Here is a 21,822-nt window from a genome sequence, read left to right on the forward strand (position 1 = left end):
CCGGCCGGCGAGCAGGATCTGGCGGCCGTCCGCGCGGCGTACCGCCGGCGCGCGCAGTCGGCGCACCCGGACCGCGGCGGCTCGCACGACGAGATGGCGGCGCTCACGGCAGCGATGCGTCAGGCGGAAGGGGATCTGTCATGACGATCAGCGATGAATGGGGCGAAGAGCCTCAGAAGGGCTACGACGACGAGGCTGAGCCGTGCCGACACGGCATCTGGCCTCGTCACGAATGCGAATGGTGTGAGGAAGAGCAAGACGCATGACCGAAGCAGCAGCACGTATGATTGAAACGACCCGGCGTGCCTGGGGTATTGGAGGGAAGGATGGAAACGTTCCTGAGTGACGATGAGCTGGCAGCGCTGACTGGTTGCAAGTGGAAGCGCAAGCAGATCGAGCAGCTCAAGAAGATGGGCGTGCCGTTCTATGTGAACGCGGCCGGGCGCGCGGTGGTGGTGCGATCCGTCGTCGAGGGCGGCAAGACGAAGCCGGAGCCCGAGAAGCGCGGCTGGATGCCGCGCGTGATCCCTGCGTGAGGGCGATATGGGACGCAAGCCAAGCACGAATCTGAATCTGCCGCTGAACATGCGGGCGCGCCGGCGCCGCAACGGCAAGACCTACTACTTCTATGACAAGGGCGGACGGCCGCGCAAGGAGATCCCGCTCGGCTCGGACTTCATCCTGGCCATCAAGAAGTATGCCGAGCTGCATATCAATGCGCGCAACACGGCGGCAAGCATCCTGTTCTCGGACGTGGCGAAGCGGTACGAGGTGGAAGAGATCCCGACGAAGGCCAAAAGCACGCAGTCGGTGCAGTTCTCGGACATCAAGCACCTGTTCGCCTTCTTCAGCGACCCGCCCGCCCCGCTGGAGGCCATCCAGCCGACGAACCTGCATATGTTTCTTAAGAAACACAAGGACATACCGACCACGGCCAACCGGTGCAAGCGCCTCTTTTCCCACATCTGGAACAAGGCGCGCGAGTGGGGTTACACGGCGCTGCCGAACCCTGCGGACGGCATCAAGGGCCACTCTCTCGACAAGCGCGATGTCTATGTCGGCGACGACCTCTACCGGCTGGTCTATGCCCACGCATCACCGCCTCTTCGAGACGCGCTGGACCTGATTTACCTGACCGGCCAGCGCCCAGGCGATGCACTCAAGCTGGCCGAGCAGAACATCCAGGAAGGTCACCTGGTCATCAAGCAGTCCAAGACCAAGACCACGCTCCGCATTGCCATCGTCGGCGAGCTCAAGGCGCTGCTGGACCGCATCAAGGTGCGCAAGGCCGGGCTCGACGTCAGCGCCATCTACCTGCTGGTCAATGAGCGCGGCTTGAAACTCAGCCAACCCACGCTCCGGTCACAGTTCGCGATTGCCAAGCGCGAGGCTGCAAAGGCACACCCCGATCAAGCAGAACGCCTGGCCAATTTCTGGGTGTATGATCTCCGCGCCAAAGCTGCAGACGACACTTCGGACGAGAAAGGCGACATCGCAGCAAGTGACTTGCTGGGCCACGCGGACGTGCGCACGACGAAGCGGCACTACCTCCGGCGCGGCAAGCGCGTAGCGCCAACAAAGTGAATTGCGGAACCAGATACCGATTGCGGAAATTTGGCGGCTCTGGAATTATGCTAGAATCCGCGCCTGTCATGCCTTAGCGGGCGTCGTATAATGGCCATTACCTTAGCTTCCCAAGCTAAAGACGTGGGTTCGATTCCCATCGCCCGCTCCACCTCGAATTGAGACGAGCCGCCTTCGCCACCTGGTCATCGACCGACCAGGCTTCGCCCGGCGGCTTTTTTGTTGCCATGCTTCCCCAAGACCCCAGTTCCGACCCGACGCCGGCCGACGATGCCGGCAACGCGCCCGACCAGGCCGCCGCCGTGGCGCATCCGCGCCGCATCCGCTCGTTCGTGCGCCGCGCGGGGCGGACTTCCACCGGGCAGCAGCGCGCCATCGACGACCTGGGCCCGCGTTTCATCCTGCCCTACGCGCCGCAGCCGCTGGACTGGGAAGCCACGTTCGGCCGCGCCGCGCCGGCGATCCTGGAGATCGGCTTCGGCATGGGCGAGACCACCGCGCATATCGCGCAGCTGCGCCCGCAGGACAACTTCCTGGGCTGCGAGGTGCACGAGCCGGGCGTGGGCGCGCTGCTCAAGCTGATCGGCGAGCGCGGCATCGAGAATGTGCGGATCATGCCGCACGATGCGGTCGAGGTCATCGCGCACATGCTGACCGACGGCTGCCTGGACGGCGTGCACATCTTCTTCCCCGATCCCTGGCACAAGAAGCGCCACAACAAGCGCCGCCTGGTGCAACCGCCGCTGGTGAAGCTGCTGGCGAGCCGGCTCAAGCCGGGCGGCTACCTGCATTGCGCGACGGACTGGGAGGAGTACGCCCACCAGATGGTGGAAGTGCTGTCGGGCGAGCCGGCGCTGGAAAACACCTCGGATGCGCCGGGCGGCTTCGCGCCGCGGCCGGACTATCGCCCCGTCACCAAGTTCGAGCGCCGCGGCGTGCGGCTCGGGCACGGGGTGTGGGATGTCGTGTTCCGCAAGCGGGCCTAGAACAGGCCTAGAACAGGCCTAGCGGGCCTGAAATGGGCCTGGCGTCGAGCCAATGAAAAAAGCGTGGCTACTTGCAGCCACGCTTTTTTTTGCGCTCGCGCCGACCGCCCGCTTCAGGCGTGCCAGGCGATCATCCCCGTGTAGGCGGTGATCAGCACGATCACGCCGAACACGATGCGGTACCACGCGAACGGCTTGAAGTCGTGGGTGGCGACGAAGCGCAGCAGCCAGCGCACGCACAGGAAGGCCGACAGGAACGCGAACACGAAGCCGACCGCGAACACGCCGAGATCGTCGGCGGACAGCAGCGCGCGGGCCTTGTACAGCTCGTAGACGGTGGCGCCGAAGATCACCGGGATCGCCAGGAAGAACGAGAACTCGGTCGCCACCTGGCGCGACAGCCCGAACAGCATGCCGCCGATGATGGTGGCGCCGGAGCGCGAGGTGCCCGGGATCAGCGCGAAGCATTGCGCCAGGCCGACCTTGACGGCGTCGCGCCAGTTGAGGTCGTCCACCGACTCGATGCGCGGCGCGCCGGCCTTGGCGGCTTCCAGCAGCGCGTTGCCGGCCGGGTGCGAGACGCGGCCGCGATGCGCCTCGCGCCATTCGGCCCACAGGATCACCACGCCGCCGACGATGAAGGCGGTGGCCACGGTGACCGGGTTGAACAGATGGGCCTTGATCCATTTGCCGAACACCAGCGCCAGCACGATCGCCGGCACCGTGGCGACGATCACGTTGACGGCGAAGCGGCGCGCCTTCTCGTCGCTGGCCAGCCCGCCCACCACGCTGGTGATGCGGTGGCGGAATTCCCAGCACACGGCGAGGATGGCGCCGAACTGGATCACGATTTCGAAGATCTTGCCTTTCTCGTCGTTGAAGTCGAGCAGCTGGCCGGCCAGGATCAGGTGGCCGGTGCTGGAGATGGGCAGGAACTCGGTCAGTCCTTCGACGATGCCGAGGATCACGGCTTTCAGGGCGAGCGCAATATCCATGCTGGTTGGTTGGGGCGAAGGAATGAAAAGGAAAGAAACCGGAGAATCGTCGAAAGGCCGCCAGGGGAAAACCGCCGCGCCATGAAGACGCCGCGGACGCGCCCGCGGTCAGCCGCGCGCGACGCTCACGGGCGGTTGATCTTGACGTTGATCCCGTCCGGCAAGACGGTGATTGTACCGGGCTCGACACTGCTGCCGGCAAGGCGCAACTGGTCGGGGCGGAAGGTATAGAGCGGATAGCCCTGCAGCAACTGCTCGGCCAGGATGCCGCCCAGCGCGTTGAGCTGGCGCGTGAACTGCTGCGGCAGGCCGCTGACGTCGAACTGCTGCACCTGCGGGTCCTGCAGCACCAGCGAGCGGCTGGGCGCGTCGTAGCGCAAGCCGCTGTCGAGCGCGAAGCGGCCGGCCAGCGGCTGGCTGAAGAACAGGCGGTTGTCGATGGTGGCGTCGAACTGCACGTTCACGCGGTTGCGCTCGGCGTCGAGCGTGAGGCGCGGGTTGGCGAGCTGGATGTCGAACAGCTCCATGTAGCGCTTGTTGAACGGAAACTTGCGCTCCAGCGCGGCCTGCAACTGGCTTTGCGAGAAGGTGTAGTCGTTGCCGAACATGGCGCAGCCCGCCATCGCGGCGGCGAGCGCGGCGGTGCCGGTTGCTGCCAGCCAGCGCCGGCGAGTCATCGTGACCATCATTGGTTTCCTTGCATTCGGCGGACCGCGGCGTCCGGCGCGGGCGCCGTGGCAGCTTCCAGGCGCGCCAGCCATGCCAGCGCCTGCCCGCGCGAGGTGCCGCACATGTCGGCGGCGGGCCTGAGCCCCGCGCAGAACGCCGGCCGCGAAGGCTGCCCGAAGATCGCGCAGCGGCGGTCCGGCAGCAGTTGCACGCACGGCACGCCGGCCGGCTTGCCGTGCGGCATGCCGGGGATAGGCGACGTGATCGACGGCGCGGTGCAGCAAGCGCCGCAATCGGGGCGGCAGGAGAGTTCGGGCTGGGCGGACATGGCAAAGGTTCGGGCACGGAGCGGATCCGGCAGGCCGTATTGTGCCCCAAGCCTGTTGCGTCGCACCGCGCCGCGGCACCCCTCAGACGGGGTGGCGATGGCGCGCATGCCGGCTTGACCGCCTCCCCTCCGCTCCACTACATTACTGACCCAAGGGTTATTTATCGACATGTCTCGCCAAGAACGCGCCGGCCCAGGCGCGCCGCGCCCCAAGTGAACAAGTCCCCAGACCAGAATCAAGCCGCGGCGAACCCCAAGCGCTGGGCCCGCCGCAAGGCCGCGCGCCCGCAGGAACTGGTGGCCGCGGCGCTCGAGCTGTTTGTCGAACGCGGCTACGCCGCCACCCGTCTGGAAGATGTCGCGGCGGCGGCGGGCGTGTCCAAGGGCACGGTGTATCTGTACTTTGCCAACAAGGAAGAGCTGTTCAAGACGGTGGTGCGGGAGAACCTGGGGCCCGCGCTGGCCCGCGGGGTCGACCTGGTGGAGCGCTTCGAGGGCAGCACCGCCGAGCTGCTGCGCGAACTGCTGCGCGGCTGGTGGGGCCTGATCGGCGCCACGCCGGTGGCGGGGCTGACCAAGCTCATCATGGCCGAGGCGAATCACTTCCCCGACATCGCCCGCTTCTACCACGAGGAAGTGACGGTGCCGGGAGACGAGCTGTTCGCCCGCGTGCTGGCGCGCGGCACGGCGCGCGGCGAGTTGCGCGCCGTGCCGGCCAACCCCACCAGCTCGCTGATCTGCGCGCCGCTGATGTTCCTGATGCTGTGGCAGCGCGGGTTCGGGACGTTCTCGAACCTCGAGATCGATCCCGAGGCGTTCATCGACAACCTGCTGCAGATGCTGCTGTTCGGCCTGACCACGGGCGCGGCGCGCGATACGCCGCTGCCGCCCAAGGTCGGGCCCTACGTCTGGGAATTGATGCTGCAGGAACAGCAGGAACAACGCGCAGCACTGGAGCGGACCCAGACGCAGCAGGACGCGGCGGCCCCGCCGGCGCGGCCGCCGGAGACCGAATGATCCGGTGCGGGAAGCACAGCCGGGCTTCGCACAAGGGCGAGGACAAGGTCTCGGGCGAGATGCGGCGGGCGCTGGTGCGCGCGCGGGCGAGGCGATGCGCGCCGGCCAGGACATCGCGCGCATCGGCGCCACCGGATACCGGCGCGGACGGCCAGGCGCACGGCCGGCACGAGAGCGCTGCCGCGGCGACGGGATGGCCGGATTGCGGCATGCGAGCCACAAATCGGCCCATGCGCGTCGCGCAACTGCCTTGGCGAGGGGTTAAAATCCCAGGTTTGAATGGATTTCCCCGGCCCTTTGCACCGCGCGGCCGGACTCAGAACTGAACTAGCGGTTGGCACTGGAAGGAATGGCAAGATGGATCTCGAGAAAGCCCGATTCAATATGATCGAACAGCAAATCCGCCCGTGGGATGTGCTGGACCAGGAAATTCTGGACCTGCTGGCCGTGGTCAAGCGGGAACAATTCGTGCCGCAGGCGTATGCCGCGCTGGCCTTCGTCGACATGGAAATCCCCCTGCCGGGCGGCCAGAACATGCTGGCGCCGCGCGTCGAGGCCCGCATCCTGCAGGAACTCGCCGTGCGCAAGCACGAGCAGGTGCTCGAGATCGGCGCCGGCTCCGGCTACATGGCCGCCCTGCTGGCCCACCGCGCGCGCCACGTGCTGACCGTGGACATCCTGCCGGAGCTGGCCGCGCTGGCCCGCAAGAACCTCGCCGACGCCGGCGTGACCAACGTCGACGTGGCCGAAGGCAATGCCGCCGCCGGCTGGGCCGCGGGCGCGCCTTACGACGTGATCTGCATCTCCGGCGCCCTGCCCTCGGTGCCGGCCTCGATCCTGTCGCAGGTCAAGGTCGGCGGGCGCATCGCCGCCTTCGTCGGCACGCAGCCCGCGATGGAAGCGCAGATCATCACGCGCGTGAGCGAGACCGAATACAAGACCGTCAACCTGTTCGAGACCGTGGTCGCGCCGCTGACCGGCGCCGAGCAGCCGTCGCGCTTCCACTTCTGAACGGGACAGGCCACATGCAGGTCATCAACGCTCCCGAACTCGCGCAGTGGCTGGCCGACGCCAGCCGCCCGGCGCCGGTGCTGCTCGACGTGCGGGAAGGCTGGGAGGTGCAGACCTGCGCCATGCCCGGCATCACCCATATCCCGATGGGCCAGATCCCGGCGCGCGCCGCCGAGCTCGACGAGGACGCCGACATCGTCTGCATCTGCCACCACGGCATGCGCAGCATGCAGGTGGCCGGCTTCCTCGAGCGGCAAGGCTTCGGCAAGGTCTACAACCTGAGCGGCGGCATCGATGCCTGGGCCAGCCAGGTAGACCCGGCCATGCCGAAGTACTGACCGCGCAGCAGTCGCTTTCGTCCTTTTTGGTCCTTTATCGCGGCGCCGGCAGGCTGGCGGCGCCGCTCCCCTTGAACGCTGATCGATGCAAACGCAAGCCGCGCCCGCCGGCCGGCCGACTGGAGATGTCATGAGGTTTGCGCTGAGGTTTGCGCTGTTCCCCGCGCGTAGCCTGCCCGCGACGCGCCTGGCACTGGCGGCCCCGCTGCTCGCGCTGCTGTACCTGCCGGCCGCGCATGGCGCCGACGACCTGCTCCAGGTCTACCGCGATGCCCAGGCCAACGACGCGCAGTTCGCCAGCGCGCGCGCGCAGCTCGCCGCCAGCCAGGAAAAGCTGCCGCAAGGGCGCGCCGGCCTGCTGCCGCAGATCGCCGGCGCGGTGGGCGCCTCGCGCACCAAGGTCGACCAGTCCGCGCCGGTCGTCGGCGACCGCTTCCTCAACGGCAACAACTGGGCGCTGCAACTGACCCAGCCGCTGTTCCGCTGGGACCGCTGGGAAACCTACAAGCAGGGCGAACTCGCCGCGCTGGCCGGCGAGGTCAGCTTCAGCCAGGCGCAGCTCGACCTCATCACGCGCACCTCGCAGGCCTACTTCGACGTGCTGGCCTCGCAGGACAACCTCTACCTGGCCGGCGCGCAGAAAAAGGCCATTGCCGAGCAGCTGGCGCAGGCCAAGCGCAATTTCGAGGTCGGCACCGCCACCATCACCGACGCCAACGACGCCCAGGCCCGCTACGACCTCGCCATCTCCACCGAGATCGCGGCGCAGAGCGACCTCGAGATCAAGCGCGCCAACCTGCAGCAGATCACCGGCAAGCCCGTCGACGAACTGCTCGGCCTGCGCCCCGCCGCCGAACTGCCGGGCCCGATGCCGGCCGACGTGAACACCTGGGCCAGCCAGGCCGAGAACACCAACCCGCAGGTCGGCCTGGCCCGCTACAACCTCGACACGGCCCAGCGCGAATACAACAAGGCGCGCGCCGGCCACCTGCCCACGGTCGACCTGGTCGCCTCCTACGGCTTCAACAACGCCACCGGCACCACCACGCAGACCGTCAACGTCGCCAGCCGCTACAACAGCGGCCAGATCGGCGTGCAGCTCAACGTGCCGATCTACAGCGGCGGCCAGATCCAGTCGCGCGTGCGCGAAACCATCGCGCTGGCCGACAAGGCCGCCAGCGACCTCGAGTTCGCGCGCCGCACCGCCGCCCAGAGCGCGCGCCAGAGCTACTCCGGCGTGTCCAACGGCCTGGCCCAGGTCAAGGCGCTCGAAGCCGCCGAGCACTCGGCGCAAAGCGCGGTGGAATCCAACCAGCTCGGCTACGAGGTGGGCGTGCGCATCAACATCGACGTGCTGAACGCCGAAGCGCAGTTGTACTCCACCCGCCGCGACCTGGCCAAGGCGCGCTACGACACCATCATGAACGGCCTGCGCCTGAAGGCGGCCACCGGCGCGCTGGCCGAGGACGACGTGGTGCAGATCAATACGCTGCTGACTTCGGTGCCGGGGTCCATGTACAAGTTGCCGGAGAGGGCAAAGCTGGGCACGGCGGCGCCAGCGAGCGCACCGGCCGGCCGGCGGCCCGCGTCGCGGCGGGAAGCCATTGCGGGCGCGCAGGCGCCGCGTAGCTGAACATCTGACGCCGCGAGGGGCGTCCATCTCCCAAGCTCAATTCGCCCGCGTGCGCGCCTCCACGCCCAGCAGTTGCCAGCGGATCGATGAAGCGTCCGCGGGCGGGTTCTCCACCCGCGTCTCCCGCACGCGCAGCGTGTATGCCACGCCCGGCTCGAAATCGAGCCCCTCGATCGGCCCGTACCAGAGCGACCAGGGCCCGTCCGGATTCTCCCTCACGCGATAGCAGGTCTGCCGGCCCATGCCGCTGCACGCCACGCGCTGCGAGTCCACGTAGACGGTCTTTTCCACGCCGCCCGCCTGCTGCGCGTCGACCCTGGCGCCGCGCCGGCCTACCCCTTCGCGCTCGACGAACTGCAGCAGGTCGCCGTCGGCGGTCTTCCAGACGATCTGGCGCCCCGTCGATCCCGCCGACGGCTGCGTGCCCACGGTGGTGAACGGCGACTGCATGGCCTTGAGCAGCGCGGCTTCAAGCTCGCCCCGCGGCGGCATGCAGGCCATGCGCGTGCCGGCCAGGCGGTCGAAGCGCATGCCGGACCCGGTCTTGCCGTAGCCGCCGGTGAAGCGGTTGCAGCCGCTGTAGCCGCTCACCGTGCCTTGCGCGGCATCGATGCCGCGGTTGAATTCGAAGATGATGGGCTGGCCGTTGTCGCCATGCGGAACCGGCCTGAGCGTGCCGTCCGGCTGCTGCCAGCGCACCAGTTCCCAGCGGCCGGGGCCGCCGCTCTGCGCCTGGTTGAGGCTGGCGCCGGCGCCGGGCGAATCGGACGCGGCGCCGGTGGCGCAGGCGCCCAGGGCGGCGGCGAGCAGCAAGGCCAAGGCGGCGCGCGCTGCCCGCATGGCCGGCATGCGGACGTGACGATGGCGGGTATTCCGCGGACTCTGCATCTGGTAGCTCCTGTTCCGGGGGCGTGCGGCCTGCCCGCGCCGCCCTGCGGCGGGCCGCGGGAGCGGCCCTCACGCCAAACAGTGTAGCGAAGCGCGCGGCGGCGGCCCATCGGGCATCGGCCTACATGCCGCGCCCTGCGCTAGCGCGCCGCGCGGATCACCTGCGCCAGCGCGGCCAGGGTCCGCTGCGTGGCGCCGCGATGGAGCACCGAGAACGCGCGCGCGGCATCGCGCATGGCGGCCAGCCCGGGCGCATCGCCTAGCACCGCCGCAGCCGTGCGCATCAGGTCGTCGGCATCGGCCACGCGCCGGCAGGCCCCGGCGGCGATGGCGTCTTCGGTCGCCTGCGCGAAGTTGAAGGTGTGCGGGCCGATCAGCACCGGCGTGCCGGCCGCGCAGGCCTCGATCAGGTTCTGGCCACCCAGCGGCAGCAGGCTGCCACCGATGAAGGCGATATCGGAGGCGGCGAAATACTGCGCCATCTCGCCCATCGAGTCGCCCAGCAGCACGTCCGCCGTGACCGGCTCCGGCAAACCCGACTGTTCCCAGCCGGCGGCGTCGCCAAGCGCGCTGCGGCGCTGGAGCGAGAACCCGTGGCGCGCCACCAGCGCCGCGACCTCGTCGAAGCGCTGCGGATGGCGCGGCACCAGCAGCAAGGCCGGGCGCGGCACGGCTGCGGGCGCCGCCGCGGCCAGCGCCTGCCAGCGTGCGAACGCTTCCAGCACCAGCGCCTCCTCGCCGTCGCGCGTGCTGGTGGCGGCGAACACGGCGCGCCCGCCAAACCCCGCGCGCAGCAGGCGGCCGCGCCGCAGGCCGGCTTCGGGCGGCTGCATGTCGAACTTGAGATTGCCGGTGACGGCAACGGAAGGCAGGCCAAGCGCGCGGAAGCGCTCGGCATCGCCCTGCGTCTGCGCCAGCACTTCGGTGAAATCGCGGTACATCGCCGTGGCGGCCCGCCCGAAGCGCGCCGTGCGCCGGTAGCTGCGCGGCGACAGTCGGGCATTGACCAGCAGCAGCGGCACGCCCTCCAGGCGCGCGCCGCGCACCAGGCTGGGCCAGACCTCGGTTTCCATCAGCATGCCCGCCGCCGGCCGGAAGTAGCGCAGGAAGCGCCGCACCAGCCAGGGCAGGTCATAGGGCAGGTAGCACTGGGTCACGCGCGGCTGCGCGCCGAACAACTGGGCGCCGGTCTGGCGGCCCGTGGGCGTCATGTGCGTGAGCAGCAGGCGGTGAGCCGGATACTGCGACAGCAGCGCTTCGATCAGCGGCTGGGCCGCGCGCGTCTCGCCGACGGACACGGCGTGGACCCACAACCAGGGACCAGCCGCGGACAGCTTGCCATAGGCGCCCAGGCGCTCGCCCACGTGCTGCACGTAACCGGGCTCCTTGCGCGCGCGCCACACCAGGCGCAGCAACGCCACCGGCAGCGCCACCAGCCACAGCAGATTGTAGAGGGCACGCAGCATCAGGCCACCACCCCGCGCACGCGCCGGGCCGCGGCATGCACCTCGTCGACGGTCGGCACCACGCCGTCGTCGCCCACATTGGCGATGCTGTCCGACCAGTAGCCTTCTGTCTTCCAGCGCCACGTGGCGGTATAGATTTCCACGGTAGGCCGGCACAGCGCGGCGGCGATATGGACCAGCCCCGTGTCGACGCCGATCACCACTTCGGCCCGGTTGATGAGCCCGAACCCCTGCATCACGGAAAAGCGCGGCAGCACCTGCGCGCCCGGCACGCCGGCGGCGATCTCCTGCGCCGCGCGCCGCTCGGCCTCGCTGCCCCACGGCAGCAGCACGGTCAGCCCCTCGTCCGCCAGGCGGCGGCCGAGATCGTGCCAGCTTGCCAGCGGCCAGCGTTTCTTCGCGCCGGCGGTGGCATGGAAGCACACCGCGTAGCGCGCGGGCAAAGCGGCCCACAGCGGATCGTCGACATGCAGGCTGCGCGCGCCGGGGCCGAAGAAGCGCGGCGGCCCCGGCGGCGCGATGCCGGTCAGCGCCGCGCCGAGCAGGCGCGAGCGCCGCACCGAATGGGTCTGCAGCGGCACGGTCACCGGGTCGGTATAGAACAGCCGCGCGGCCGGCTCGTAGCCCGAGCCCTGCGTGGCGTTGCCCAGCCCGATCACCGGCGCGCCCGGGTGGCGGCGCGCCACGCGCGCCACCACGGCGGTCTTGAGCAGGCCCTGGGTCTCGATCACGGCATCGTAGGCCTGCTCGCGCAGCGCGCGGCGGAAGGCGCCGATCTCGCGCCAGGCCGCGCCCTGGTAGACGCGCTTGCGCCAGCGCCGCAGCGCGAACGGAATCACCCGGCGCACCTCGGGCAGCAGGCGCACCAGGTCGGCATAGCCTTCTTCGACCACCCAGTCGATCTCGCACTCCGGCCAGCGCGCGCGCAGGTCATACACCAGCGGCATGTTGTGCACCACGTCGCCCAGCGACGAGACCTTGACCACCAGGATGCGCGGCCTTGCGGGCAGCGCGTAGGGCGCGGCGGCTTCGCCGACCGCACCTGCGGCGTCTGTCGCGCCCGTTGCGCCCGTCGCACCCGCATTGCTCGTTCCGCCCTTCGCGGGCGCGGTCAGCGACATCCGCTCAGAACGGCAGTTGCGCGTCCGGCTTTTCAGCCAGGATCACGCGCTTGAACTCGGCCTGGATGCGGGCCAGCGCGGCATCGCTGTCGGCTTCGAAACGCATCACCACCACCGGCGTGGTGTTGGACGGGCGTGCCAGACCAAAGCCGTCGGCGTATTCCACGCGCACGCCGTCGATGGTGATGACCTCGCGCGCGCCGTCGAACTTCGCGTTGGCGCGGATCTGGTCGAGCAGCGTGAAGGCCTCGCCCTCGGCGCACTTGAGCTGCAGCTCGGGCGTGCAGTTGGAGTTGGGCAGCGCATTGAGCACCGCGCTCGGGTCGGCGTGCTTCGAGAGGATCTCGAGCAGGCGCGCGCCGGTGTACAGGCCGTCGTCGAAGCCGTACCAGCGGTCCTTGAAGAACACGTGGCCGCTCATCTCGCCGGCCAGCGGCGCGCCGGTTTCCTTGAGCTTGGCCTTGACCAGCGAGTGGCCGGTCTTCCACATCAGCGGTTCGCCGCCATGCTGGCGGATCCAAGGCGCCAGCTTGCCGGTGCACTTGACGTCGTAGATGATCTGCTGGCCCGGGTTGCGCGCCAGGATCTCCTCGGCGAACAGCATCAACTGGCGGTCGGGGAAGATCACCTGCCCGTCCTTGGTCACGACGCCAAGGCGGTCGCCGTCGCCGTCGAAGGCCAGGCCCAGCTCGCAGTCGGTCTCGCGCAGGCAGCGCATCAGGTCCTGCAGGTTCTCCACGTGGGCCGGATCGGGATGGTGGTTGGGGAAATTGCCGTCCACCTCGCAGAACAGCTCCGTGACCTCGCAGCCGAGCGCGCGGAACAGGTCGCCGACGAAGGCGCCGGCCACGCCGTTGCCGGCATCCAGCGCGATCTTCATCGGGCGCGCCAGCTTGACGTCGCCGGTGATGCGGTCGAGGTACTGCTGGCGGACGTCGACCTGCTCGTAGCTGCCGGCCCCGCTGGCGAACTGGCCGGCTTCGATGCGCTGGCGCAGCGCCTGGATCTGTTCGCCGTAGATGGCCTTGCCGCCGAGCACCATCTTGAAGCCGTTGTAGTCGGGCGGGTTGTGGCTGCCGGTGACCATGATGCCGGAGGCGGCGCGGCGGCCGGCCAGCTCGATGTTGGTGCCGAAGTAGACCATCGGCGTGGCGACCATGCCCAGGTCGATCACGTCCACGCCCGCGGCGCGCAGCCCCTCGACCAGACCGCCCAGCAGATCCGGCCCGGACAGGCGCCCGTCGCGGCCGACCACCACCGCGCGCTCGCCCTGCTCGGCGGCGGCCGAGCCGAAGGACAAGCCGATCGCGCGCGCCACGTCGCGTGTCAGGGTCTTGCCAACGATGCCGCGAATGTCGTAGGCCTTGAAAATGGAAGGATCAGCTTGCATGGGTCACATCCTGAGAGTGGTCGATTGAATGGCCGGCGGTGCGCGGCGGCGGCACCGGCCCGCGGGCCGGCGGCAAACGCGCCAAAGTCCGTATTTTGCCGGAATGCGGATGACGCGCCAGTTATAATCGTGCGGCTGTGCCGGAAAAAATCGGCGCCGCGGACGCGCCGGCCCACTGCCGGCGTGCCGCCCCTAGTGCCTTGCCCGTGCCACCTTCCCTGCCCGCTTCCCGTCCGCGCGTTGCCTACCTGATCACGAACTCCGAGATCGGGGGAGCGCAGACGCACGTCGCCGACCTGCTGACGGCCCTGCGCGGCAGGATCGAGCCGACGCTGCTGGCCGGCGGCAACGGCCCGCTGCTCGACCACGCCCGCGCCGCGGGCGCGCGCACGGAGCGCCTGCCGCTGCTGGACAACGCGCTGTCGCCGCTGCGCGCGCTGGCCGCGTTCCGGCAACTGCTGGGCGCGCTGCGCGCCGCCGCGCCCGACCTGATCCACACGCACAGCGCCAAGGCCGGCGCGCTCGGCCGGGTGGCCGGCTGGCTGCTCGGCGTGCCGGTGGTCTATACCGTGCACGGCTTCGCCTTCAAGGCCGCCGCGCCCGCGCGCCAGCGCCTGGCCGCGCGCGCGGCGGAATGGCTGCTGGCCCCGCTCACCACGCGCCTGATCTGCGTGGCGCAGGCCGAGCGCGAGCTGGCCGCGTCGCTGCCGATCGCCGCGTCGCGCATCAGCGTGATCCGCAACGGCATCGCCGACACGCCGGCGCGCGCCGCGCCGCACGCGCCGCTGCGCCGCATCGTCATGGTGGCGCGCCTGGCCGCGCCCAAGCGCGCCGACCTGGCGATCCGCGCGTTCGCGCACGCCGCGCTGCCCGATTGCGAACTGGTGATCGCCGGCGAAGGCCCGCAACTGGATGCCCTGCGTACTCTGGCCGAAACCGTGGCGCCCGGCCGGGTCCGCTTCGCCGGCGCGGTGGCCGACGTGCCGGCGCTGCTGGCGTCGGCCCAGGCCTTCATGCTGGCCTCCGACCACGAAGGCTTCCCGCTGTCGGTGCTGGAAGCCATGCGCGCGGGCCTGCCGGTCGCCGCCAGCGACCTGCCCGGCATCCGCGAGCAGCTCGAAGACGGCGCCTGCGGCCTGCTGGTGCCCGGCAACGACGAGGCAGCCTGGGCCGCCGCGCTGCAACGGCTGGCCGGCGATGCCGGCCTGCGCGCCTCGCTCGGGCAGGCCGCGCGCGCGCGCTGGGCGCGCGAATTCGGCCTCGCGCCGATGGCCGAAGCCACCTGGGCGGTCTACCAGCAGGCACTGGCCGGCAGGCGCCCCGCCGCGCGCGCGGCGGCCCGCAGCAAAGCGAGCGGAACATGAACAAGAGCCACAGCGTGAGCCGCGCCGCCCAATTACCCCGTTCGCGGGGATCGGAAACCATTCGCCGCGCCAGCCGCATGCTGGTGTGGGCGCTGTTCGGCCTGCTGCTGTTCGGCCTCAACGCCGCGCTGGCCGAGTTCGCCCGCCACACCGGGCTGGTCACGCATGTGTTCAGCCGCACGCTGCTGTGGTCGGTGCTGCCCTACCTGTCCGCCTTCGTGCTGCTGCACCGCTCGCTGCACCTGCCGGCGATGGAAGGCAACAGCCTGGTCGGCCTCGCCGCCACGCTGCCCTTCGCCGCGCTGCTGTTCGGCTTCGCCGCGTTCCACCTCGAATACTCGCGCGGCGCGCTGCTGCTCAGCTACCTCACCACGCTGGGCTGGATCTGGTTCGGCTACCGCCGCTTCGTGCGCAACTACGTGCCGGTGTTCGGCTACACCGACGCCGCCACGCTGGCGCAGCTCGAACGCATCCTCGCCATGCCCGGCGCCGCGCCGGCCAGCCCCACGCGCTTCCAGGCCATCAGCTCGCTCGACGAAGCCGTGCATTGCGACGGCCTCATGCTGGACCGCAACGCCACCGCCGACCCCGAGCGCACCCGCGTGCTGGCCCAATTCAAGCTCAGCCACGTGCGCATGTACTCGGTGGAGCGCATCGGCGAAATGCTCACCGGCCGCGTCGGCCTAGCCCACATCGACGAGAACTTCCTCGACGACTACGCCGCCCACTACTTCTACAGCTTCGCCAAGCGCGCGATCGACCTCGCCGCCGTGCTGTGCCTGGCGCCCGTCGCGCTGCCCGTGAGCCTCGTCGTGGGCCTCGCCATCCGGCTGGAGTCGCCGGGCCCGGTGTTGTTCCGCCAGGCCCGCGTCGGCCTGTTCGGCAAGCCGTTCACCATGCTCAAGTTCCGCAGCATGGGATACGACGCCGGCGCCCCGGCGCAGTTCGCCGCGCGCCGCGATCCGCGCGTCACCCGCGTGGGCCGCGTCATCCGCAAGTACCGCCTGGACGAGATCCCGCAACTGTGGAATGTGCTGGCCGGCGACATGAGCCTGATCGGCCCGCGCCCCGAGCAGGTGCCGATGGTCGAGGAGTTCGCCCGCACCATCGCCTATTACCCCTACCGCCATCTCGTGCGGCCCGGCCTGTCCGGCTGGGCGCAGGTGCAGCAGGGCTACGTCGGCACGCACGAAGAGACCGTGACCAAGCTCAGCTACGACCTGTATTACGTCAAGCACTGCTCGTTCGCGCTGGACCTGCTGATCGCGGTGAAGACGCTGCGGACGTTGTTGACGGGGTATGGCGCGCGGTGAAGCAGCCACGCGATCCCGGCCAGCCCCGCCCGCCGATGCGCATCCTGCTGCTCGGCACCGGCCTGAAACTCGGCGGCGCCGAACAGCAGGTGGCCGCGCTGGCACGGCAGTTCATCGCGCTCGGCCATGCGGTGGCGGTCGTCAGCCTCACGCCCGGCCGCGAGGTCGACGTGCCCGAGGCGGCGACCCAGTTCTGCCTGGACATGCGCAAGACGCCGTGGTCGATGGCGCGCGCGCTGTGGCGCCTGCGCGGCTTCGTGCAGGACTGGCGGCCCGACGTCATCCATGCGCACATGGTCCACGCCAACGTGTTCGCGCGCGCGCTCACGCGCATCGCGCGCACGCCGCCGGTGGTCTGCACCGCGCACAGCTTTCGCGAAGGCGGCCGGCTGCGCATGCTCGCCTACCGGCTGACCGACCGCTGGGCCACGCTCACCACCCACGTCAGCGCCGACGGGCGCCAGGGCATGATCGATGCCGGCGCGGTGCGGCCCGAGCGCATCGTCGTGGTGCCGAACGGCATCGACATCGACCGCTTCCGGCCGCGGCCCGAACTGCGGCAGGCCACGCGCGCCGCCCTCGGCCTTGCGCCCGGCGCGAGGCTGGTCCTCAATGTCGGCAGGCTGGTCCCGGAGAAGGCGCAAGACCTCCTGCTCGAAGCATTCAGCCGCCTCGACATGGCGGCGAAGTCCGACCGCACGCCGCACTTGGCGATCGCTGGCGACGGCCCCGAACGTGCCGCGCTAGCCAGCGCCATCGACCGGCTCGGGCTGACCGGCCGCGCCACGCTGCTGGGCATGCGGCGTGACATTCCCGAACTGCTGAGCGCGGCCGATCTGTTCGTCCTGTCCTCGCGCATCGAAGGCATGCCGCTGGTCATTGCCGAAGCGCTCGCATGCGGCTGCCCGGTCGTCTCCACCGATGCGCCCGGCGTCGCCGACATGCTCGGCGATGCGGGACAGATCGTCCCACGGGGCGACGCCGCCGCCCTGTCCGCCGCCATGCGCCACACGCTCGAGGCCGGCGCCGGCTCGCCCGAAGCCCAGGCCGCGCGCCGCCAGCGCATCGCCGCGCGCTTCGGCATCGAGGCGATCGCCCGTCAGTGGCTGGACTGCTACGCCAGCCTCGCGCCCGCGCGCGGCGCGCGTTGCGCGGAGCCCGCCTGATGCGCCGCCGCGTTGCAGGCAACCTGTTCTGGATGCTCGCCGAGCGCGGCATCCAGGTCACCGCCGGCATCGGCATCGTCGCCATGCTCGCGCGCGCGCTCGGGCCCGAAGGCTTCGCCCACTTCCAGTACGCGCAGGCCGTGGTGCTGATCGCCGCCTCGGTCGCGCTGATCTGCGGCGGCGAAGTCGTCGTGCCCAGGCTGGTCGCCACGCCGTCGCCGCAGGCGCAGCACCGGCTGCTTGCCCACGCGTTCTCGCTGCGGATCGGCGGCGCCGTGCTCGGCTACCTGCTGATGTGCGGCTACCTGCTGCTGCAGCGGCCCGCCGCCGAAACCTGGGCCGCGGCGCTGCTGCTCGGCATCGCGATCCTGCTGCGCGAACCGTTCGGCATCGTGGTGGCCTGGATGCAGGCCCACACCAACAACCGGCCCAACACCCTGTTCAGCCTGGCATCGCTGGCCGTCAAGGCCGGCCTCGTGGCGGCCCTGTTCGCCGCGGGCACGCACAGCGTGCCGGGCTTCGCCGGCGCCTTCGCCGCCGAAGCGGTCATCCTCGCCGGCCTGCTGGCCCTCTATTACCTGACGCATGCGGAACGCGGCCCCCTGCGGTACGACTTCGGGCTCACCCGCGAACTCATGCGCAACGGCGCGCTGTTCTGGGTCAGCTTCATGCTGATGATGGGCGCGCGCCGGATCGACCAGCTGGTACTGCAGCCCGCGGTGACGCTGGCCGACTTCGGCGCGTATGCGGCCTGCATGCAGATACTCGACAACTACACCGTCGTGGCCACCATCCTGGCCGCCGGCGTCGCGCCGATCTACGTGTACGGCAAGGCCGAGTTCGCCACCGCGCGCGCCAACATCGCCCGCATCGCCATCGGCATGACCGCGATCGGCCTCTGCGGCGCGATCCTGATCGCCATCGGCGCGCCGTGGATCGTCCAGTTGCTGTACGGCCACGCGTTCTCGTCCTCCGCATCGCTGCTGCGCGCCGCCGCGCTCTCGTCGACGCTGATCTTCGCCGACGTCGGCCTGACGCTGCTGCCGGTCTACCTGCGGCGCCCCGAATGGATCGCCATCAAATGGGGCGTGGTATTCGGCGTCACGCTGGCCTTCGACCTCGTGACGGTGCCCGCCTACGGCGCCTGGGGCGCGGTCGGAGGCTATACGGCCGGCAATGCCGTGGCCGTGGCATTCGGGCTGTGGCTGTGGTGGCGCAGCAGGAAAGCCCCCGCGCTCGCCGCCTCATCCTCATGAAGACGCTGCCGACGATCTGCTTTCTGACCGGCACGCTCAACGCCTTTGCAGGTGCCGAGCGGATGACCGCGGTCATCGCCAACGCCCTCGCCGAGCGCGGCTATCCGGTGCTGATCCTGAGCCTGTGGGACGAGCGCAGTTGCTTTGCCCTGCATCCGGCGGTCAGGCACCACGCGCTGTTCGCGCAGCGGCCGTCGTTCAAGCGGGCTTACTTGGCCACGGTGTCCGGCATCCGGCGCTTTGTCAGGCAACACGGTATCGACGTGCTGATCGACGTCGACACCATGCTGACCTTGTTCACGCTGCCGGCGACGCTGGGGCTGAACGTGCGCCGGATTGCCTGGGAGCACTGCCATTTCGACGAGGACCTCGGCAAGCCGGCGCGGCGGATTGCGCGGCGGCTGGCGGCGAGGTTCGATGATGCGGTGGTGGTGCTGACGGAGCGCGACCGGCAGCGGTGGCTGACCGCGCTGGCGCCGCGCTGCCGTGTCGAAGCCATTCCGAACCCGCTGCCGTTTCCATTTCCCAAGGCGCCGGCCAGCCGCGATTCGAAAACAGTGCTGGCTGTGGGCCGGCTGGTGCATGCGAAGGGATTCGACGTGCTGCTGAATGCATGGGCATGGGTTGCGCCCCGGCACCCGGACTGGCGGCTTGAGATCGTCGGTGAAGGCGAAGAACGTGCCGCGCTCGAATCGCTGACCCACGCGTTGGACATTGCCGGCTCGGTCAGCATGCCGGGGACACGCACAGACGTGGAATCGCACTACCGCAACGCGGCGCTCTTCTGCCTGAGCTCGCGCTACGAGGGCTTCGGGCTGGTGTTGCTGGAGGCGATGGCGTTCGGTTTGCCTGTCGTATCGACGGATTGCGAGACGGGGCCGAGGGAACTGGTGCGGAATGGAGAGAACGGGTTGGTTGCACGCCTTGAGAATTCTGGATCGTTAGCAGAAAAACTCTCAATATTGATGGACAACTTGTCATTGCAGGAAAAGTTTGCGCGAGAGGCTAGGCACTTTGCCGCTCCCTTCGACATTGACGTAATCGCGACAAGATGGGAGCCCTTGCTTGCCGTGGTCGGGCGCACACCCCGGATCGGCAGCGTCTAGCAGGCTTGCACCAACAAAAGCAGGGAATGCGCATCAACACAGGACGATGTTGTGATCCGCGTTACAATCAACCACTCAAATGTACAGAGCTTCTTAGGCTTGTCCCCCGATGCCGTTTACACCAGAAAACTTGCCCGAGAACCTTTCATCGAAAGCACTGCAATCGTTTTTCGCGAAATCCGCAAAGCTCCTGTTGGTAACCACTGTCATTGGCACTGCTGCCGCGATCGGATACTCCTTCTTCCAGCCACCGCAGTGGACTGCGAAGATGACGGTACAGATCGGCCAGGTGACGAGTCCTGGCGCGAGCGGAAGCAATACCAGCAAACTTATCGAGGCACAACTTACGGCATCTGACCGCTATAACCTGCCGAGTTTCCGTCTGGGCGTGCTCAAGAGCATGGGACTGCCCACGCCGGATGCCGATCATGCGGAATCGGCGCTGCTCTTCGATTCGCTGCGGGCATCGCCGGCGAAAAGCCCGGATCTGATCAACATCCAGGTCTCGGGATACTCTCGGGAACAAGCCATTCATGCGCTTGATGCCTCATTCAAGGCACTGTCCGCAGAACATGAGAAGGTATATGCGCCCGCGATCGAACGCATGAAAGCCGAACTCACCGACTCGTCGACGAAGCTTGCCGCGGCGGAACAGGACTATCAGCGGACATACACCACGCTGAAGTCGAGCGAGAGCCGGACCACTACGCAGGACCTGTTCACTACCAATATCCTTGCCATCGTCAGCGCGCGAGTCCTGGCCCTCGGGCAGCAAAAATTACAGTTTGAAGAAGGACTTGCGGACCTTAGGACCTACCCCACACGGGTGCTGGGAGAATACTATGCCCCCCAGCGCCCCTCGACGCCCGGCAAATTGCTGTATGCCGTAGCAGGCGCAGCCATCGGACTGATGGCCGGTCTCCTGATCGCGCTGGCACGCAACGCGCGTCGTTCGTGAGTGCCCGGAAGAAAAGGACAAGCAAGCTCCGACAAAATGAAGTCCATGTCCGGGGAATATGTACCTGATATGGTCAAAAGGCTTTGTTTGACATAGTGGCCGGCTAGATCCGCTGATATCCCCCGCGCATCTGCTTGTGGATTATCTGCGCGGAAAGCCGCTCCTGCGGATCCGCGGAATAGCGATTGTCAGTGTGATTGAAGCAGACCGACTCCACCAGTTGAAAATGCGGGAACGCCGTGAATAGGCGACTGTAGTCCAGTTTGTATGAGGTAATTTCGGCGCGGTGCGCGTAAGGGCGTGCGGTCGGCACGTCCGGCATGAAGTCCGTGATGCCGATCCAGCCACCATCGCGCAGGCAGCGGTCCGCCTCGGCCACGACTCGCGTGATGTGCTCTCGGTCAACCAGGTAGAGGCAGAATCCAAACAGGATGAAGTCCAGGGAATGGTCTGCAAAATCCAGACGATCGGCGGTCCCAACCTTCAGCGTCAGCTCGGGAAATAGTTGCTGTCCCTTGGCGATCGCCTCTGCCGACGGATCGATGCCGACACCACGGCATCCTGTCGCTTGGCGGATCGAGGCAAGGTTGACGCCGGACGAGCTTCCGACTTCCAGCACCAGATCATCTTGCTTAATGTATTTGCTATACAACGTCGCAGCAACGCTTAGTTCCTCGGCGGAGCGCTTGTCGGTGTAGAAGGCATGGTTGCGCTGGAAATAGCGGTCACCCTCTCCGCCTTTCGAAAAAATTTCGTTCTGTCTTGCAGCCATTAAGGAATTCTCCAGTGCGGTCATGCGAAGGCCAATACGAAGAGAGCCACGCGGGCGGCCCACCAAGTTACCATCATGTCTTGTGTAACAGACATGCTGCAAACCCAGTGGATGAGCGTACCAGAATGACACAATGCGTGGAAGGCTTGGCATTGTCAGCAAGGAAAAACACCCAGCGGATGAAGATGACCGCCGTTGCCATGAGCCTTCTTGCGAACATTGGCATTTGGCGTCCACATGCTTGTGGCTCCGTAGTCAGAACATGCGCCTAGCGCTGCGGCTGGGTTCGTTTGCCGGGGAACAACGATACAAGCAGCCTGCGGTTTTCCACTACCCGCGAGAGTGCGAGGGAAAGAAGAGTCACGCCGAGAATGGCTGCCGCTGGGTAATGCCCCCGTTTTCCACAGTCGGCAGAAGTAGAAACTAAGCGGCCATGGCCAGCCGCTGCTTCGGGGTAAAGC

At 68.4% G+C, this 21,822-nt stretch carries 22 protein-coding genes, 1 tRNA gene and 1 pseudogene; 15 read left to right on the top strand and 9 right to left on the bottom strand.

Translation table 11 applies throughout. The features are described 5' to 3' along the window. The first annotated feature begins 140 nt into the window (after positions 1–140). From AC3WXD_RS34195 to trmB, 5 genes and pseudogenes are all read left to right on the top strand, one after another. Positions 141–266, top strand: coding sequence for a hypothetical protein (locus AC3WXD_RS34195; protein WP_492325635.1), 126 nt, complete (start codon positions 141–143; stop codon positions 264–266). Positions 267–326: 60 nt separating this feature from the next. Next, complete coding sequence (locus AC3WXD_RS34200) at positions 327–536, top strand: DUF4224 domain-containing protein (protein WP_492325636.1); 210 nt, start codon at positions 327–329, stop codon at positions 534–536. Between the two features lie 7 nt (positions 537–543). Beyond that, entirely contained in the window at positions 544–1,584 is a 1,041-nt protein-coding gene (locus AC3WXD_RS34205) for a tyrosine-type recombinase/integrase (RefSeq protein ID WP_492325637.1), read from the top strand. Positions 1,585–1,660: 76 nt separating this feature from the next. Further along, positions 1,661–1,735, top strand: a tRNA-Gly gene (locus AC3WXD_RS34210). Further along, a pseudogene (trmB, locus tag AC3WXD_RS34215) lies at positions 1,708–2,570 on the top strand (tRNA (guanosine(46)-N7)-methyltransferase TrmB). The gene AC3WXD_RS34210 and the pseudogene trmB overlap by 28 nt, the downstream one beginning before the upstream one ends. A 113-nt stretch (positions 2,571–2,683) precedes the next feature. Here trmB and AC3WXD_RS34220 read toward each other — a convergent pair. The 3 genes from AC3WXD_RS34220 to AC3WXD_RS34230 form a co-directional block, all read right to left on the bottom strand. Next, complete coding sequence (locus tag AC3WXD_RS34220; RefSeq protein WP_020204234.1) at positions 2,684–3,565, bottom strand: undecaprenyl-diphosphate phosphatase; 882 nt, start codon at positions 3,563–3,565, stop codon at positions 2,684–2,686. Positions 3,566–3,690: 125 nt separating this feature from the next. Then, positions 3,691–4,251 (bottom strand): DUF1439 domain-containing protein, encoded by a 561-nt coding sequence (locus AC3WXD_RS34225; protein WP_020204233.1) that lies wholly within the window; start codon positions 4,249–4,251, stop codon positions 3,691–3,693. Further along, complete coding sequence (locus tag AC3WXD_RS34230; RefSeq protein WP_043366938.1) at positions 4,251–4,562, bottom strand: YkgJ family cysteine cluster protein; 312 nt, start codon at positions 4,560–4,562, stop codon at positions 4,251–4,253. Before AC3WXD_RS34230 ends, AC3WXD_RS34225 begins: the two co-directional genes overlap by 1 nt. Before the next feature lie 213 nt (positions 4,563–4,775). Here AC3WXD_RS34230 and AC3WXD_RS34235 point away from each other — a divergent pair, with 213 nt between their 5' ends. The 4 genes from AC3WXD_RS34235 (at position 4,776) to AC3WXD_RS34250 (ending at position 8,561) form a co-directional block, all read left to right on the top strand. Then, entirely contained in the window at positions 4,776–5,579 is an 804-nt protein-coding gene (locus AC3WXD_RS34235; RefSeq protein ID WP_020204231.1) for a TetR/AcrR family transcriptional regulator, read from the top strand. Between the two features lie 357 nt (positions 5,580–5,936). Continuing rightward, positions 5,937–6,590: a protein-L-isoaspartate O-methyltransferase family protein gene (locus tag AC3WXD_RS34240; protein ID WP_029043861.1), complete on the top strand. Its 654-nt coding sequence runs from the start codon at positions 5,937–5,939 to the stop codon at positions 6,588–6,590. Between the two features lie 14 nt (positions 6,591–6,604). Continuing rightward, entirely contained in the window at positions 6,605–6,928 is a 324-nt protein-coding gene (locus tag AC3WXD_RS34245; RefSeq protein WP_492325638.1) for a rhodanese-like domain-containing protein, read from the top strand. Positions 6,929–7,058: 130 nt separating this feature from the next. Further along, entirely contained in the window at positions 7,059–8,561 is a 1,503-nt protein-coding gene (locus AC3WXD_RS34250; protein WP_492325639.1) for a TolC family outer membrane protein, read from the top strand. A 36-nt stretch (positions 8,562–8,597) separates the two neighbouring features. Here the strand turns inward: AC3WXD_RS34250 and AC3WXD_RS34255 are convergent, their stop codons facing one another. From AC3WXD_RS34255 to AC3WXD_RS34270, 4 genes are all read right to left on the bottom strand, one after another. Further along, positions 8,598–9,449 (bottom strand): META and DUF4377 domain-containing protein, encoded by an 852-nt coding sequence (locus AC3WXD_RS34255; protein ID WP_492325640.1) that lies wholly within the window; start codon positions 9,447–9,449, stop codon positions 8,598–8,600. A gap of 140 nt (positions 9,450–9,589) precedes the next feature. After that, complete coding sequence (waaA, locus tag AC3WXD_RS34260; protein WP_492325641.1) at positions 9,590–10,915, bottom strand: lipid IV(A) 3-deoxy-D-manno-octulosonic acid transferase; 1,326 nt, start codon at positions 10,913–10,915, stop codon at positions 9,590–9,592. After that, the gene (waaC, locus tag AC3WXD_RS34265) at positions 10,915–12,036 is read right to left on the bottom strand and encodes a lipopolysaccharide heptosyltransferase I (protein ID WP_492325642.1); all 1,122 of its coding nucleotides are present in this window, start codon (positions 12,034–12,036) and stop codon (positions 10,915–10,917) included. The genes waaA and waaC overlap by 1 nt, the downstream gene beginning before the upstream one ends. A 4-nt stretch (positions 12,037–12,040) precedes the next feature. Then, entirely contained in the window at positions 12,041–13,426 is a 1,386-nt protein-coding gene (locus AC3WXD_RS34270; protein WP_492325643.1) for a phosphomannomutase/phosphoglucomutase, read from the bottom strand. A 200-nt stretch (positions 13,427–13,626) separates the two neighbouring features. Here AC3WXD_RS34270 and AC3WXD_RS34275 point away from each other — a divergent pair, with 200 nt between their 5' ends. The 6 genes from AC3WXD_RS34275 (at position 13,627) to AC3WXD_RS34300 (ending at position 20,589) form a co-directional block, all read left to right on the top strand. Then, positions 13,627–14,790, top strand: coding sequence for a glycosyltransferase family 4 protein (locus AC3WXD_RS34275; RefSeq protein WP_492325644.1), 1,164 nt, complete (start codon positions 13,627–13,629; stop codon positions 14,788–14,790). Next, a complete protein-coding gene (locus tag AC3WXD_RS34280; protein WP_029043859.1) occupies positions 14,787–16,103 on the top strand; it encodes a sugar transferase in 1,317 nt (438 codons plus the stop codon). Before AC3WXD_RS34275 ends, AC3WXD_RS34280 begins: the two co-directional genes overlap by 4 nt. 35 nt (positions 16,104–16,138) lie before the next feature. After that, positions 16,139–17,269 carry a glycosyltransferase gene (locus AC3WXD_RS34285; protein ID WP_492325650.1) on the top strand — a complete coding sequence of 377 codons (1,131 nt, stop codon included), beginning with the start codon at positions 16,139–16,141 and terminating at the stop codon, positions 17,267–17,269. Then, positions 17,269–18,525 carry a lipopolysaccharide biosynthesis protein gene (locus AC3WXD_RS34290; protein WP_492325645.1) on the top strand — a complete coding sequence of 419 codons (1,257 nt, stop codon included), beginning with the start codon at positions 17,269–17,271 and terminating at the stop codon, positions 18,523–18,525. Before AC3WXD_RS34285 ends, AC3WXD_RS34290 begins: the two co-directional genes overlap by 1 nt. Beyond that, positions 18,522–19,631: a glycosyltransferase family 4 protein gene (locus tag AC3WXD_RS34295; protein WP_492325646.1), complete on the top strand. Its 1,110-nt coding sequence runs from the start codon at positions 18,522–18,524 to the stop codon at positions 19,629–19,631. The genes AC3WXD_RS34290 and AC3WXD_RS34295 overlap by 4 nt, the downstream gene beginning before the upstream one ends. A 130-nt stretch (positions 19,632–19,761) precedes the next feature. Next, positions 19,762–20,589 carry a Wzz/FepE/Etk N-terminal domain-containing protein gene (locus AC3WXD_RS34300; protein ID WP_492325647.1) on the top strand — a complete coding sequence of 276 codons (828 nt, stop codon included), beginning with the start codon at positions 19,762–19,764 and terminating at the stop codon, positions 20,587–20,589. 103 nt (positions 20,590–20,692) lie between these two features. On the opposite strand, the gene AC3WXD_RS34305 is transcribed toward AC3WXD_RS34300, so the two are convergent. Both AC3WXD_RS34305 and AC3WXD_RS34310 read right to left on the bottom strand, forming a co-directional pair. Beyond that, the gene (locus AC3WXD_RS34305; RefSeq protein ID WP_492325648.1) at positions 20,693–21,385 is read right to left on the bottom strand and encodes a class I SAM-dependent methyltransferase; all 693 of its coding nucleotides are present in this window, start codon (positions 21,383–21,385) and stop codon (positions 20,693–20,695) included. A 244-nt stretch (positions 21,386–21,629) separates the two neighbouring features. Further along, positions 21,630–21,822 (bottom strand): hypothetical protein (locus AC3WXD_RS34310; protein WP_492325649.1); only part of this gene is annotated, 193 nt, incomplete at its 5' end.

It is taken from the genome of Cupriavidus sp. FW216-B1 (genome assembly GCF_058789195.1).

Bases quoted from the DNA above. Each gene is read 5' to 3' on its own strand.
- AC3WXD_RS34290 (WP_492325645.1), top strand. From the start codon at position 17,269: ATGCGCCGCCGCGTTGCAGGCAACCTGTTCTGGATGCTCGCCGAGCGC.
- AC3WXD_RS34205 (WP_492325637.1), top strand. From the start codon at position 544: ATGGGACGCAAGCCAAGCACGAATCTGAATCTGCCGCTGAACATGCGG.
- AC3WXD_RS34195 (WP_492325635.1), top strand. From the start codon at position 141: ATGACGATCAGCGATGAATGGGGCGAAGAGCCTCAGAAGGGCTACGAC.
- waaA (WP_492325641.1), bottom strand. From the start codon at position 10,915: ATGCTGCGTGCCCTCTACAATCTGCTGTGGCTGGTGGCGCTGCCGGTG.
- AC3WXD_RS34230 (WP_043366938.1), bottom strand. From the start codon at position 4,562: ATGTCCGCCCAGCCCGAACTCTCCTGCCGCCCCGATTGCGGCGCTTGC.
- AC3WXD_RS34285 (WP_492325650.1), top strand. From the start codon at position 16,139: ATGCGCATCCTGCTGCTCGGCACCGGCCTGAAACTCGGCGGCGCCGAA.
- AC3WXD_RS34270 (WP_492325643.1), bottom strand. From the start codon at position 13,426: ATGCAAGCTGATCCTTCCATTTTCAAGGCCTACGACATTCGCGGCATC.
- AC3WXD_RS34225 (WP_020204233.1), bottom strand. From the start codon at position 4,251: ATGGTCACGATGACTCGCCGGCGCTGGCTGGCAGCAACCGGCACCGCC.
- AC3WXD_RS34255 (WP_492325640.1), bottom strand. From the start codon at position 9,449: ATGCAGAGTCCGCGGAATACCCGCCATCGTCACGTCCGCATGCCGGCC.
- waaC (WP_492325642.1), bottom strand. From the start codon at position 12,036: ATGTCGCTGACCGCGCCCGCGAAGGGCGGAACGAGCAATGCGGGTGCG.
- AC3WXD_RS34295 (WP_492325646.1), top strand. From the start codon at position 18,522: ATGAAGACGCTGCCGACGATCTGCTTTCTGACCGGCACGCTCAACGCC.
- AC3WXD_RS34250 (WP_492325639.1), top strand. From the start codon at position 7,059: ATGAGGTTTGCGCTGAGGTTTGCGCTGTTCCCCGCGCGTAGCCTGCCC.
- AC3WXD_RS34305 (WP_492325648.1), bottom strand. From the start codon at position 21,385: ATGACCGCACTGGAGAATTCCTTAATGGCTGCAAGACAGAACGAAATT.
- AC3WXD_RS34245 (WP_492325638.1), top strand. From the start codon at position 6,605: ATGCAGGTCATCAACGCTCCCGAACTCGCGCAGTGGCTGGCCGACGCC.
- AC3WXD_RS34220 (WP_020204234.1), bottom strand. From the start codon at position 3,565: ATGGATATTGCGCTCGCCCTGAAAGCCGTGATCCTCGGCATCGTCGAA.
- AC3WXD_RS34280 (WP_029043859.1), top strand. From the start codon at position 14,787: ATGAACAAGAGCCACAGCGTGAGCCGCGCCGCCCAATTACCCCGTTCG.
- AC3WXD_RS34240 (WP_029043861.1), top strand. From the start codon at position 5,937: ATGGATCTCGAGAAAGCCCGATTCAATATGATCGAACAGCAAATCCGC.
- AC3WXD_RS34200 (WP_492325636.1), top strand. From the start codon at position 327: ATGGAAACGTTCCTGAGTGACGATGAGCTGGCAGCGCTGACTGGTTGC.